Genomic DNA, 14,600 nt, shown 5'->3' on the forward strand with positions numbered 1-14,600 from the left:
GGAGTTAAAAACAACACAATCTCTAAGACCTCAGGAACGGATTATTATCTAATAATTAAACGCCTATACTCTGTACAACTTCTTTCTTCGCTTCTTTTTTGCTACCATCAAATCCTTCCACGCCACCAACAGTGGTGTATTTCAGTACAAATTTCTTATCTGGATAGATTCTCTGATAAGCACTCTGACACATGATCGCTGCTTCATGGAATCCGGACAGGATAAGTTTGAGTTTTCCTTTATAGGTATTTACATCTCCTATTGCATATACACCGGGAATATTGGTTTGATAATCATATGAATTGTCCACCTTGATGGCATTCTTTTCTATTTCAAGCCCCCAGCTTCCAATAGGCCCAAGTTTTGGTGAAAGTCCGAATAACGGAATGAATTCATCAACTTCTCTGAATTCTTCTCCGCGAGCTTCATCTTTATGACGAATAACAACCTTTTCAAGTCTTTCTTCTCCTCTTAAACCAACTACCTCAGCATTAGTGATCATTTCAATCTTACCAAGTTTTGCCAGTTCCGATACCTGCTCCACAGAATCCAGAGCACCTCTAAACTCCCTTCTCCTATGCACAAGAGCAACTTCAGCAGCCACATCAGCCAGGTAGATCGCCCAGTCCAGAGCAGAATCCCCGCCACCGGCGATTACAACTCTCTTATCACGATATACTTCCGGATCTTTTATAAAATAAGAGACTCCCTTATCTTCAAAATCGCCAATATTGGTGATCGGGGGTTTTCTAGGCTCAAAAGATCCCAGACCGCCGGCTATGGCTACTACAGGTGCATGATGTTGTGTTCCCTTATTTGTGGTTACGATAAACGTGCCATCGTCCAGTTTCTCCAGAGTCTCTGCACGTTCACCCAGTGTAAAACCAGGAGAAAAGGGCTTTATCTGCTCCATCAGGTTGTTAACAAGATCTCCCGCCAGAATTTCCGGAAATGCCGGAATATCATAAATTGGCTTTTTTGGATATATTTCTGAACACTGTCCTCCTGGTTGCGGTAAAGCATCTATAAGGTGTGTCTTTAACTTTAAAAGTCCTGCTTCAAACACGGTAAACAATCCCGTTGGTCCTGCTCCTATTATCAGGATGTCTGTTTTAATCATCTTTTTCTTTTTTTTCGATTAAGGATTCTGTTAAACTATTCAACTGATTTACTTTGGCTTCAAAGTCGCCTTTTATTGTTTTTCGGTATTCATTCAGGTTCTCTACCATTTCATTTACATTCTCGGGAATTACCTCCTCAAAGAACTGCCGTAACCTCTTGGCAGTAGTGGGTGATTTTCCATTGGTGGAGATCGCGATCTTCACATGACCTTTATTTACGATACCGCCCATATAGAAATCGCATAGATCCGGCGTATCTGCAATATTGGCCAGCAGATAACGTTTCTTTGCATGCCGATAAACTCTTTTATTTAGTTTAGCATCATTCGTTGCGGCAATCACCACATGCCTTTTCTTTAAAAATTTTCGCTTATACCGGCTTTTGGTCAGCTTCACTCCATGCTTAAGTGCTAATTCTTCAGTTTCTGGTAAAAACCATTTTGCGACAACCTCAACATTTGCATTCGGGCTGGATTTCAGCAAAAAATGCAATTTCTCATGGCCTACATTCCCTCCGCCAACTACCAGAATATTGAGCTTACTGACCTTTAAAAAAACCGGGTATAATTCATTTCTCTCTTCCATAGCAATTTTTCTTTACTTGTCACGCTGAACTTGCTTCAGCTTCTCACAGATCCTGAATTAAATTCAGGATGACAATTCTGTAATTAAGTCACTTGAGATTTCAAAAATTCTGATCTCTCTGGAACCGAATTTATATTATGATATACTTTCTGCAAAGCATTCGCTTCCTTCACTACCTCTCCTATAACAATTATAGCCGGTGCAGTGAGCTTTTTATCATTCACCACTTCCACAATATTTCTTATTGTTCCGAAGCCCGATTTTTCATTCTCAGTGGTTCCATTTTGGATGATCCCAACCGGGGTGTCTTCTTTTCCAAACCGACTAAAAACCTCGGCGATCCCAGCAATTTTACCCATTCCCATTAAAATGACCACAGTTGCCGTTGACTGAGCCGCCAGGTGCACATCATCGGAAAGTTTTCTTTGCGATGTTGTTCCCGTGATTACCCAGAAACTTTCTGAAGTTCCTCTTTGTGTTAGCGGAATTCCCACATTCGCCGGAACCGCCACAGAAGAAGTAATGCCTGAAACCACTTCGGTTTCCAAACCTTTGCTTTTAGCATAACTAATCTCCTCTGATCCTCTTCCAAAAACGAATGGATCTCCTCCCTTAAGTCTTACCACATGTCCCCGTTCCAGGGCATATTTTACTATAAGCTCATTGATCTCATCCTGTGAGTACCGGTGCTTATCCTTTCTTTTTCCCACAAAAACATGTTCAGCCTGTGGTGCATATTCCAGTAACTCCCTGTTTATTAACGCATCATACAATACGACTTTTGCACTCTTAAGAGCATTCACTGCTTTTATGGTTATCAATTCAGGATCTCCCGGCCCTGCTCCTACTACGCTTAATTTTGGTAAATTATACATTTTGTACCTCCCTCGTTCTATAGGCATCTACTCTCTTCAGGAATAAATGCGCATCCTCTAAATATTTCTTTGCAAAAGCCTCTGTAGGCTCATTTTCATTCAATTGATATGCAAACTCCTTAAATGAAGTTGACAGCTCAAGTTTTCCAGGCTCAACGAATAATTCATCAAACTGTGAAATTATACCAGCCTGTGTATTGGTTTTCACGTCTTCAGCAAGCAACAATGCTTTGGCCGAATTCACAATGGATGTGTAGGAATGGTAGATACTATCTGCCCAGGCTTTTCTTTCCAGTGCACTTTTAGCATTATCTATCTTCTCTTCGCTTTCAAAAAGCAAAGTTGAAATAAGATCAATTACTACACCTGCACATTCCCCAACTCCTACGGCCTTTATGTATGGCTTTTCATGTCCCCAGTCCACAAAGTCACTTTCGGTGAGATTGGAAGTATCTGCAAGGTCTTTCAGAAGATCATAGAAATAAGTCTTTTCCTGACGGTCATAGTACTCCGCATATTTCTCTTCATTTCCTGAATTCGCTTCAAAGTCATCCAGCAGGATCCTTAAAGCTGCCGGGCCTCTTTTACTCGGAATTTTTACAACCTTATCTGCGAAACGACCTCTTCCGTCACCCAGAGTTCCTCCTCCTAGTAAAACCTGAAGTGCGGGTGCCACCGTCTTTCCAACTTTAATTGACATTCCCTGGAACCCAATCTCGGCCATGTTGTGCTGGCCGCAGGCATTCATACATCCGCTTATTTTTATAGTGATATCCTTCCCATTCACAAACTGTGGATATTCTTCTTTTAAAACATCTTCCAGTACGCTGGCTATTCCCGTACTGGAGGCAATCCCCAGATTACAGGTATCTGTACCCGGGCAGGCAGTGATATCAACGGTCTTGTTATAACCAGTATCAGCGTAGCCCAGTTTCTTTAACTCGGTGTAAAAGAATGGAAGAAATTCCTCTCTTACATGACGAATCAGGATATCCTGTCTTAAACTCAGCCTGATCTCATTCCCGGCATATTTCTTAACAAGGTCTGCCAGTTTTCTTGCTCCACCTGTATAAAAATCACCTAGCGGAACACGAATACCTATTGCGAACAAACCGTCCTGCTTCTGAGGAATTACATTAGTGCTTTTCCAAAGCTCAAAATCCTTCTGATCTTCGATCTCAACTGCAGGCACCTCAACATCCTGTAATGGAGGCTCCACCTCGAATTTTTCTATTTGGAACTCAGGCTGTCTTTTAGACAAGGCTGTCTGCTGTTCTTCAACAAGATCCATAAAGGCTTCCTTTCCAATATCCTTGATCAGGAATTTCATTCTTGCCTTTAGTCTTTTTGCCCTTTCTCCATGACGATCGAATACCCTGAGAACTCCCTCGATAAGAGGTATGATCTCTTCTGCCGGAAGAAAATCATATAGTTCATCGGCATGTCTTGGCTGTGAACCAAGTCCGCCGCCAAGCAATACTTTAAAGCCTCTTTTTCCGTCCCTGATCTTTGCTATAAATCCAAGATCATGTATATAGCTCAATGCTGTATCTTCTTCAGAAGAGGAAAATGATATCTTGAATTTTCTTCCCATCTCCTGGCAAATCGGATTCCTGAGGAAAAAACTGAAAGCTGCATGTGCATAAGGCGAAACATCAAAAGGTTCCTTAGGATCTATCCCGGCCGTTTCAGAAGCAGTAATATTTCTCACAGTATTTCCGCAAGCCTCCCGAAGGGTAACATCATCCTTTTCCAGCTGTGCCCATAGTTCCGGGGTACGATCCAGACTTACGTGGTGAATCTGTATATCCTGCCTGGTGGTTATATGTAGTCTCCCCGTGGAATATTCATCAGAAACATCGGCAATTCTGTGTAACTGTTCAGAAGTTACTTTTCCAAATGGCAGTTTTATACGAACCATTTGTACGCCAGCCTGTCTCTGCCCGTAAACCCCACGTGCAAGACGAAGGCTACGGAATTTCTCTTCATCAGCTTTTCCTTCACGGAACAGCCTGATCTTTTTCTCCAAATCCAGAATGTCCTGTTCAACAACTGGGTTTTCAATTTCGGTTCTAAAACTTTGCATGGTTACTGATATTTTAATTTTTTATTCAGTGCTTTTTTTAAAAGCGATCCCTTGTGGGAATAATTCGATATTTCAAATTTCTGCGCGTGGCTCTAAATTTTGAAATGAAAAAAGTCCTTTTAATCTGCACTTAAAAGGACTTTTTTATAATTGGTTTTATAAATAAGACTTCTAAGTGTGAGGCGAATAGCGCATACACATAACTTTCATGATATTCATAATGAGACAGTTCACTTCTTTTCTCTTTTTGTTTATCTTATAAATCCAACTCCGGCAGTGGTGTTTGTTTGTGTGTCTACCAGAATGAATCTTCCGTTTGCCTTGTTCTTTTCAAAATTGTCGGCAAAAATCGGCTTGCTTAGTTTGATGCTTACCTTACCAATTTCGTTCAATCTTAAAGAATCGGTCTGGGTTACTCCCCCAAAATTAGTTTCCACATGACCCTCGATCCTGTCGATTTTAGCCAGTATTCCATTGGTATTATGTTGTAAAACATATTTATTCCCGGGAAGCAACGCCTTATTGTCCATCCAGCAAACCGTTGCATCAAGTAATTTTGTTTGCTGCGGGACCTCACCCGACTTCACCAGCATATCTCCACGGGCCACATTGATATCATCTGCCAGACTAATGGTAACCGAGCTTCCGGCAGGTGCTTCTTCGAAACTCTCATCAAAGAAGTGAATATCCTTGATCGTTGAAGTGGTCAGGGAAGGCAGAACAGTTACCTCATCACCGACTTTCAGACTGCTTCCACTTATCTTACCGGCATAACCACGGTAATCATGATATTCATCGGTCTTTGGACGGATCACCGTTTGCACTGCGAATCTTGCCTGACTTTCTTCTTCAAAATCTTCCGCTTTAATTGCTTCAAGATGCTCCAGAACTGTATCGCCTTCATACCATGACATTGCAGAAGACTTTTCAGCAATATTTTCACCCCAAAGGGCACTTACCGGAATAAAGGTGATGTTCTGATCCTTAAACTCACTTCTGCTTCTCAATTCCTGAAAATCCGCAACAATCTCGTTGAAAACGTCTTCCGAATAATTTACGAGATCCATCTTATTTACAGCCACGACCACTTCTTTCACCCTTAAAAGATTATTGATAAAAAAGTGTCTGTAGGTCTGTTCGATCACACCTTTCCTGGCATCGATAAGAATGATGGATGCCTGGGAAGTCGATGCTCCGGTAACCATATTCCTGGTATATTCCACATGGCCAGGAGTATCAGCGATAATATAGCTCTTCTTCCTCGTTGAAAAATATATATGAGCCACATCTATGGTGATTCCCTGCTCCCTTTCAGCTACCAATCCATCGGTTGCCAGGGAAAAATCCAGGTAATCAAGCCCCTTCTTACGGCTACTTACTTCTATTGACTCAAGCTTATCTGAAGTTAAAGACCTGGTATCGTAAAGTAACCTCCCTATAAGGGTACTTTTCCCATCGTCTACACTCCCTGCTGTTGCTATTTTTAAAACTTCCATTTTATTCTTTTCTTGTTAGATCCTGAAACAATTCCGATAGTTATTGGAACAGGATGCACTCTTATTATATTTTAGAAATATCCCTGTTGTTTTCGGGTTTCCATCGCGGCTTCAGAACGTTTATCATCAATTCTTGCCCCTCTCTCAGATATAGCTGATTCTCTTATCTCCTGAACGATCTTGTCTATGCTATCTGCATCTGACTCGACCGCAGCGGTACAGGTCATATCTCCTACGGTTCTGAACCTAACTCTCCTTTTCACCGGGATCTCATTCTCTTCCCTGTAAACAAATTCGGAAGCTGACCATAGCAGCCCGTCACGTTCAAATATTTCCCTTTCATGAGAATAATAAATAGAAGGAATTTCTATTTTTTCACTGGCTATATAACTCCATACATCCAGTTCGGTCCAGTTGGAAATTGGAAACACCCTTACGTTCTGGCCAATTTCTATCCTTCCATTGAGCATATCAAATACCTCGGGACGCTGATTCTTTTCATCCCATTCCCCAAAATCATTTCTTACTGAAAAGATCCTCTCCTTGGCGCGGGCTTTTTCCTCATCACGACGGGCTCCTCCAATACAGGCATCGAATTTGAATTCTTCTATGGCATCCAACAACGTATTGGTTTGCAACGAATTCCTGCTGGAGTATTTCCCGCTTTCTTCGATCGCCTTTCCATTATCAATATCATCCTGCACATGACGAACTATTAGCTGAAGCCCAAGCTCCTTTACCAGCTTATCCCTGAACTCTATGGTTTCGGGAAAATTATGGCCGGTGTCAATGTGCAGAAGTGGGAAAGGAATCTTAGCCGGAAAGAAGGCTTTTTGAGCCAGTCTTACCAGGGTGATGGAGTCTTTCCCTCCTGAAAATAACAGCACTGGATTTTCAAACTGTGCTACCACTTCCCGGAAGATATAGACTGCTTCGCTTTCTAAGGTATTTTGATTTAATACTGCTCCCATTATATTCTTTTTTAAGCGTGTAAACCACACTCTCTGTTTCCTAATACTTTAGTTGGATCAAAATATTTAAATTCATTTGGCAATCCTTTTTCTGCCAGGTATACATCCAGTTCTTCATCACTCCAGTGATAGAACGGACTAACTTTTAACAGCCCATCTCTGCTATAACTAAGGATATCGATACTGTCCCTGAATGAAGTCTGGCCTTTTCTCAAATTGGTAAACCAAAGATCTGGTTGCTGTTGCGCCATGGCTCTCTGGAAAGGTTCCAGCTTCACCTGACGTGTAAATTCTTCATGCTTCGGGCTGTTCACTTCTGGTATTCCTCCAAAATAGGCATCCCTGTATGCAGCTGTTTGTTTTGGTATGTAGAGCTTTACATTAAGATGAAGTAAATCTATTACCTCACTGGCATGCCTGTAGGTTTGCGGGGTATTATAACCCGTATCGCACCAGATTACCTTAATAGAAGGGTCTTCGCTTACGCAGGCATGAAGTATCGCTGCTTCATAAGGCCTGAAATTAGTGGTCACCACCGGCTTATCGCTGGCAGCTAAGGCCCATTTTATGATTTCATCAGGCTTTGCTTCCCTGAACTTCTCATTTAAAATCTTTAATTCCTGTTCTGTATACTTTTTCATAACTAATCCCTCCCAAAATTTATCACGTTCCAAACTCTCTCATGAGCAAAATACAAGATCATCTTTGTTACTAATTCCACACCTCCTATGGCTAGTGCCGTTTGGATTTTCCCGGTAAGAAACCAGGAAATTACTATAGTGTCTATCGTCCCAACGATACGCCAGCTTACTGTTTTGGCTATACTCCTAAGAGGCTTTTCTGAAGCTCTGTCTTTCTTAAAAGTCGTATCGGCTTTTGACTGGTTTATAAACATTCCTGTTATCATTTCTCTATTACCCTATCGGTTTACTAGGTTTTAGACAAAACTATACTTGAATTACCTAACAACCAACTATTTCACTAATTAAATTATGACTTTAACATTTGGGTTATTGAGAAGTGGCAATATCCCGCAATGTATTTTCGCCAAGTATGTTCAGTGATGCGTCTCTTACCTGTATCATTAGCTTGTGAACCGCACAGGTATTTTCATCCGGACAATCATCACATTTCTCATAATAATTAAGGCTTACACAGGGAACCATCGCGATTGGTCCTTCCAATACCCGGATAACAGCGGTCATTTTTATCTCTTCCGGTTCTTTGATGAGATAATAACCTCCTCCTTTACCCTTTTTGGATCCCAGGAACCCCGATTTTCTTAATTCCAGCAAAATACTTTCCAGGAATTTTTGTGAAATATTCTCACTCTCGGAGATCTCTGAGGTCTGGACCGGTTTCCTGTCCTTCTTTCTGGCAATGTAAGCCAGTGCCTTAATTCCGTACTTGGTCTTTTTAGAAAGCATAAGACGAATATAAAAATATTCCTTCTGCTTCCTTTAATTGTTTAATGCGTTTTTTAAATCGTTAATAATATCTTCTATAGATTCCAGCCCCACCGAAACCCTAACCAAACCTTCAGAAATCCCTGCGGCCTCCAGTTCTTCCTTAGATAATTTGCTGTGAGTGGTAGATGCCGGATGCGTCACTATTGTCCTGGTATCGCCCAGGTTTGCCGATCTGGAACAAAGCTCAAGTTTATCGATGAACTTTCGCCCGGCTTCAATTCCTCCTTTTATTTCAAATGACACGATATTTCCACCCTGTTTCATTTGCTTTTTCGCGATCTCATATTGCGGATGCGATTTCAAAAAAGGATATTTTACATTTTCAGCATTATTTTCAGTTTCAAGAAACTCTGCAACTTTCAATGCATTCTCGCAATGCCTGTCCAGTCTTACCGCCAGGGTTTCCAGGCTTTTTGACAATACCCATGCATTAAATGGCGAAAGTGCAGGCCCGGTATTCCTGCTAAAGAGATAGATCTCTCTTATGAGTTCTTCCCTTCCCACAGTAACTCCGCCAAGAACCCTCCCCTGGCCATCGATTAATTTGGTTGCCGAATGTATCACCAGGTCCGCTCCAAATTTTATTGGATTTTGCAGATATGGAGTTGCAAAACAATTATCTATCACTAATAACAGATCATGCTTCTTGGCGATCCTTCCCAGTTCCTCAAGATCCAGTATATCCACACCCGGATTAGTGGGAGTTTCTGCAAAAATGACCTTTGTTTCCGGCTTAATCAGACTTTCAATCTTATCGACTTCATTCACATTAAAATAGCTATGTGAAATATTCCACTTGGGGAAAAATTTGGTGAACAGACTATGGGTAGAACCAAAAACAGCTCTTGCCGAGATTATATGATCGCCACTATCCAACAGTGTTGCCAGGGTTGAGAAAACCGCCGACATTCCCGTAGCAAACGCATAACCAGTTTCAGCCCCTTCCATCTTCGCGATCTTTTCCACAAATTCAGAAGTATTGGGATTAGTAAATCTGCTGTAGATATTTCTCTCTTTCTCTTCAGCAAAACTCGCCCTCATATCCTCAGAATCTTCAAAGACATAACTTGAAGTGAGATATAAAGGTGTTGAATGCTCAAGAAACTGTGTTCTTTCAGTTTGTGTTCTTACTGCTATGGTTTCAAAATTTTCCATTAAGCTATTTTTTCTGATAATTTTAAAATGTCCCCAAATACACCTCGCGCGGTAACGGCGGCTCCGGCTCCGGCTCCCTGGATCACGATAGGCCGGTCACCATAAGATTCGGTATAAATTTCAAAAATCGAATCGGCTCCCTTCACCTGCCCAAGACTGCTATCTGCCGGAACAGAGACCAGCTTGACTTCCAGCTCGCCCTTATCCTGTTGCAAATCCCCGGAGAGGTCCCCTATAAATCGCAAAACATGATTGGGTTCTTGTTGATCTTTTATTTTTTGATAGGTTTCATCCAATTTTTCCAGATTGGAAATAAAGGTCTCGGTGTCTCCACCTCTTAAATTTTCAGGCACTAAATTCTTAATTTTCACATCCTCAAATTCATTCTGCAAATCAAGTTCCCTTGCCAGAATAAGTAATTTTCTGCCAACATCATTTCCATTAAAATCTTCCCGAGGGTCTGGTTCTGTAAAACCTTTTTCGATTGTTTCTTTCACGACGCTGCTAAAAGGCCTGTCTTCCGAAGAAAATGTATTGAAAAGATAACTTAATGTTCCGGAAAAGACACCCCTGATTCGAGTAATATTTTCTCCTGAAAGATGCAAGATCCTGATGGTATCTATAAGTGGAAGTCCCGCCCCTACATTAGTTTCATAAAAATATCGTTTCTGGTTTTTCTCTAAATCCCTTCGCAAATCATTATAGAACTGTATATCTAAAGTATTGGCTATTTTATTGGAAGAGATCAAATCATACCCATTTTTAACCAGGTTCGGATAATTCTGAACAAATTCCCCGCTGGCCGTATTATCAATCGCAATAAGATTTTCAAGATGATGCAGCCGGGCGTAATCAATAATTTCTGAAACGGAAGATGCTTTTTCTGATGCCTTCAACTGGGCTTTCCAATCTTCGGAAATACCTTCTGAATTCAACAGCAATTTTCGGGAATTGGCCACCGCGAAAACATTCAGTCTTATTTTCTTGCGTTCTTCGATCGACTCTGCCGAATCCAAAATCTGCTCGATAAGGGTTCCACCCACATTCCCATGGCCAAAAATGGCAATATTGATCTTTTTATAAACTTCGAAAATCTCGCCGTGAATCACATTCAGTGCCTTATGTAACTGTGTTTTTTTCACGACCAGACTCACGTTTTTTCCGGTAACGGTATTATTGAAAAGCAGCGGCACGATCTGATTCCTGATAAGTGCGTTATAAGGTTTGTGAAAAGTGCTTAGGTCCTGCCCCACAATGGATATTACCGAAACTTCCTCTACGACCGAAATCTTATTGACGTCTTTTGAATAAAAATCACTTTCAAATTCCCTTTCCAGCGCTTTAACCGCACGATTCGCGTTTTGTGCGTCAACCACGAGCCCAATACCTCTTTCTGAAGAACCTTGTGAAATAATACTAACACTAATTCCGCTGTCTCCGAGTGCCCTAAAGATTCGGGCATCGACACCTGATTTTCCTAAAAGTCCGCGGCCTTCCAGGTTAAGCAATGAAGTGTGTTCAAGAACCGATAGAGACTTGATTCCTTCCTTTGTAGGTTTGGCGGTGATTAAAGTTCCCTGATTGTCATCATTAAACGTATTTAAAATACGCAGCGGAATATTCTTTTCGATTAGAGGTATAATCGTTTTGGCGTGCAGGATCGTTGTTCCAAAATTAGCCAGTTCGTTAGCTTCACTATAAGAAAGTTCCTCAATACGTTGCGCATTTCTCACCAGATCCGGGTTCGCCGTATAAATCCCGTCTACATGGGTATAATTCTGAAGTTCTTCAGCATCCAGATAATTGGCGATTAGCGCCGCGGAATAATTGCTTCCATTTCTACCTAAAGTAGTGGTTTCGCCATTCGATGTTGATCCAATGTAACCAGTGATGATATTTACAGTTTGCCCGTTATGCTTTTCAAAATGTTTCAGAAAATATTCTTTTGAAAGCGCCTCAAGCGGCTGAGCATTGCCAAATTTATCATCGGTTTTTAAAAGGCTCCGGGAATCGGTAAAATGCGCCTGCCGACCTCGTTGGCGAAGTACTTCGGTTATGAATTTGGCAGATAAAATTTCTCCCTGAGCCAGTAGTTGATCTTTTACTTTAGGACTATAATCTCCCAGCAATCGCACTCCTTCCAGAATATTTTCAATATTTTTAAATTCTTCGGAAAAATCTAAAGCCTCATAACCGCCTGTCTGATATTTCTTGAATTTCTCAAAGGCAACCTTATAATCCTGATTTGATGCAGCCAATTCCAGCAGGTCTTCCAGCTGATCGGTTGTTTTTCCTCTCGCGGAAACCACCACACCTATTCGTTCCTGGTTTTCAATTTTATTCTCAATAATGTCGAGAACTGCATTGATTCCACGCCCATTAGCCAGGGATTTACCACCAAATTTTACAATTTTCAGCTTACTGCCCTGCTGAAATATTCCTGAAATGATATGTTCCACCTGCCTTGCTTCAATAAGAAAAGCATCATGGCCATGCACAGAATGAATTTCACTATAGGTCACTTTATTACTGCTTTGCGCTAATTGACGATGTGTTTCCCGATTCTCTTCCGCGGTAAAGAATAAATCTGAATCTACCCCAATGATGCAAATATTAGCCTGAATTTGTTCCAGAATTTTGTCCAGTTCCGGCCTGCCCCGTGAAACATCAATAGTTTTTAACAACTGATTCATTAATTTATAAGCCCCTATCTGAAAACGTTCCTGGAGTTTATTTCCATGATGCAATAACCAGCTTTCCACATTAAATACCTGCAGCTCCTCATTGGTACTACGTTTAAATCGGGATTTAAATGATTCAGGCGTACGATAACACAACATCGCATGCATCCTGGCATCATGAACCGGATTTTTTGAATTATTAAGGAACAGTTCCTGTACCTGACAGTTCGCTATCAACCAGTCGGTAGATTTCCAGTCGGTAGCTATAGGGATTAAATTCTGAGTGATCGAAGGATTGATCGCAGCCATTTCCCAGGCAATTCCGCCTCCAAGCGAACCACCAATAAGCGCAAACAATTGTGTGATCTTTAATTCTTCCAGGCCCAGAAGAAAAATATGCGCGATATCGCGGGCGACAAAATCCTTATAATTTTCAATGATAAAGCCGTCATAACCATTTCCGGGAATATTGAAAGCCAGGATGGTGTATCTATTGGTATCGATGCATTTATTCTCACCAACGATTTCCTTCCACCAGCCGTCATCTCCCGCCACATTTGAATTTCCGGTAAGGGCGTGATTAATCAGCACTACCGGCGCCGAATGTAAAGGCTGACCAAAGACCTCATACGATAGCTTAATATCCTGAACTGTTCCGGCAGAATTTTTAAAATCTTTTATGACTAATTCTCCAAGCATATGTTTTTAATTTAATCCGGGAAGAGCCTCCTGTTCCCTTCCCGGATTGACTAACCAAACCAACAATTTAAACCAGTGTTCTTTTTTTAATTTTTGAGAAGGCTTCCTTCAGGTCATTTTGAAGGTCTTCTATATCCTCCAGCCCAACAGAAAGTCTTATAAGGTCCGCAGTAACTCCGGTAGACTCCTGTTCTTCTTCAGTTAACTGCTGATGGGTAGTGCTTGCCGGATGGATTATCAGTGATTTTGTATCTCCGATATTTGCCAGAAGTGAGAAGATCTCAGTCTCATCAACAACCGTTTTAGCGGCTTCATAGCCACCCTTTACTCCGAAAGTTACTATTCCGCTTTGTCCTTTACTGAGGTATTCCTTAGCCAGCTCATGATATTTGCTGCTTTCAAGACCCGGATAATTCACCCATTCCACTTCTTCCTGATCTTCCAGCCATTTAGCAAGCTTAAGAGCATTACTACTATGCTCCTTTATTCTCACCTTCAGGGTTTCCAGGCTTTGAAGTATCTGAAATGCATTGAACGGGCTTAGCGCTGCACCATGATCCCTCAAACCTTCAATACGAGCCTTGGCAATAAATGCCGCTTCTTCAAGTACCTCATGATAGATTATGCCGTGATAACCCGGAGAAGGCTCAGTAAATTCAGGGAACTTCCCGTTTGCCCAATTGAACTTTCCGGCATCAATGATCACTCCACCCAGTGAAGTCCCGTTTCCACCAATATATTTGGTGAGGGAATGAATCACGATATCGGCCCCATGCTCTATAGGGTTCAACAAATAAGGGGTAGCCACCGTATTATCAACAATAAAAGGAACATTAAAAGCCTTTGCTTCCTTTGAAATGCCTTTAAGATCCAAAACATCAAGTTTTGGATTCCCTACAGATTCTGCAAAGAATACCCTTGTATTCTCTTTTGCCGCTTTAGTGAAATTTGAAGGATCTGACGGGTCTACGAAAGTTGTAGTGATCCCCAGACGTGGAAGCGTATTTTTAAACAGATTATAAGTTCCGCCATAAAGGCTGTTAGAGGAGACTATATGATCTCCGGCCTTTAATAAAGTTAGCAGAGCTGTGTTGGTTGCGGCAGTTCCCGAAGCGGTTACTACCGCAGCAATCCCACCTTCCAGTGCTGCCAGCCTTTGCTCAAGAACATCGTTAGTCGGGTTATTGATCCTCGTATAAATATACCCGGGCTCGGCAAGGGAAAAAAGATCGGCTGCATGATCTGAATTCTTAAATACATAAGATGTAGACTGGTAAATAGGAACTGCCCGCGTGTCACCGTTAGCTTTTACATCGTGTCCTGCATGAAGGGCTGCTGTTGAAAATTTTTGTGTACTCATGATTAGAATAATTTAATATTGTTATAAAAAAATGCTGTTATAAAAAAGTCCCCCTGATCAGCTATTACCAAGGGGACTGTTTAATTGAACTATATAACTAAT

At 41.4% G+C, this 14,600-nt stretch carries 12 protein-coding genes; all 12 read right to left on the reverse strand.

What is annotated here, in order from left to right; all coding sequences use genetic code 11:
• Positions 1 to 55: 55 nt before the first annotated feature.
• The gene (locus LU635_RS11330; protein ID WP_240099266.1) at positions 56 to 1,120 is read right to left on the reverse strand and encodes an NAD(P)/FAD-dependent oxidoreductase; all 1,065 of its coding nucleotides are present in this window, start codon (positions 1,118 to 1,120) and stop codon (positions 56 to 58) included.
• The gene (locus tag LU635_RS11335) at positions 1,113 to 1,706 is read right to left on the reverse strand and encodes a precorrin-2 dehydrogenase/sirohydrochlorin ferrochelatase family protein (protein ID WP_240099268.1); all 594 of its coding nucleotides are present in this window, start codon (positions 1,704 to 1,706) and stop codon (positions 1,113 to 1,115) included. The genes LU635_RS11330 and LU635_RS11335 overlap by 8 nt, the downstream gene beginning before the upstream one ends.
• Positions 1,707 to 1,789: 83 nt before the next feature.
• The gene (gene cobA / locus LU635_RS11340) at positions 1,790 to 2,581 is read right to left on the reverse strand and encodes a uroporphyrinogen-III C-methyltransferase (RefSeq protein WP_240099270.1); all 792 of its coding nucleotides are present in this window, start codon (positions 2,579 to 2,581) and stop codon (positions 1,790 to 1,792) included.
• Positions 2,574 to 4,667, reverse strand: a complete 2,094-nt coding sequence (locus tag LU635_RS11345) for a HEPN domain-containing protein (protein WP_240099272.1) — start codon at positions 4,665 to 4,667, stop codon at positions 2,574 to 2,576. The genes cobA and LU635_RS11345 overlap by 8 nt, the downstream gene beginning before the upstream one ends.
• A gap of 251 nt (positions 4,668 to 4,918) precedes the next feature.
• Positions 4,919 to 6,163 (reverse strand): sulfate adenylyltransferase subunit 1, encoded by a 1,245-nt coding sequence (locus tag LU635_RS11350; RefSeq protein ID WP_240099275.1) that lies wholly within the window; start codon positions 6,161 to 6,163, stop codon positions 4,919 to 4,921.
• 71 nt (positions 6,164 to 6,234) lie between these two features.
• Entirely contained in the window at positions 6,235 to 7,134 is a 900-nt protein-coding gene (gene cysD, locus LU635_RS11355) for a sulfate adenylyltransferase subunit CysD (RefSeq protein WP_240099277.1), read from the reverse strand.
• A gap of 11 nt (positions 7,135 to 7,145) precedes the next feature.
• Positions 7,146 to 7,775 carry a phosphoadenosine phosphosulfate reductase domain-containing protein gene (locus tag LU635_RS11360; protein WP_240099279.1) on the reverse strand — a complete coding sequence of 210 codons (630 nt, stop codon included), beginning with the start codon at positions 7,773 to 7,775 and terminating at the stop codon, positions 7,146 to 7,148.
• Positions 7,776 to 7,777: 2 nt separating this feature from the next.
• Complete coding sequence (locus LU635_RS11365) at positions 7,778 to 8,029, reverse strand: DUF2061 domain-containing protein (protein ID WP_240099281.1); 252 nt, start codon at positions 8,027 to 8,029, stop codon at positions 7,778 to 7,780.
• A gap of 115 nt (positions 8,030 to 8,144) precedes the next feature.
• Positions 8,145 to 8,561, reverse strand: a complete 417-nt coding sequence (locus LU635_RS11370) for an RrF2 family transcriptional regulator (protein WP_240099283.1) — start codon at positions 8,559 to 8,561, stop codon at positions 8,145 to 8,147.
• 33 nt (positions 8,562 to 8,594) lie between these two features.
• Positions 8,595 to 9,758, reverse strand: a complete 1,164-nt coding sequence (locus LU635_RS11375) for a trans-sulfuration enzyme family protein (protein ID WP_240099285.1) — start codon at positions 9,756 to 9,758, stop codon at positions 8,595 to 8,597.
• A complete protein-coding gene (gene thrA / locus LU635_RS11380; protein ID WP_240099287.1) occupies positions 9,758 to 13,138 on the reverse strand; it encodes a bifunctional aspartate kinase/homoserine dehydrogenase I in 3,381 nt (1,126 codons plus the stop codon). Before thrA ends, LU635_RS11375 begins: the two co-directional genes overlap by 1 nt.
• Positions 13,139 to 13,205: 67 nt before the next feature.
• A complete protein-coding gene (locus tag LU635_RS11385; RefSeq protein ID WP_240099289.1) occupies positions 13,206 to 14,498 on the reverse strand; it encodes an O-acetylhomoserine aminocarboxypropyltransferase/cysteine synthase family protein in 1,293 nt (430 codons plus the stop codon).
• Positions 14,499 to 14,600 lie beyond the last annotated feature (102 nt).

This window comes from Christiangramia crocea, assembly GCF_022410465.1.
Lineage (GTDB): Bacteria > Bacteroidota > Bacteroidia > Flavobacteriales > Flavobacteriaceae > Christiangramia > Christiangramia crocea.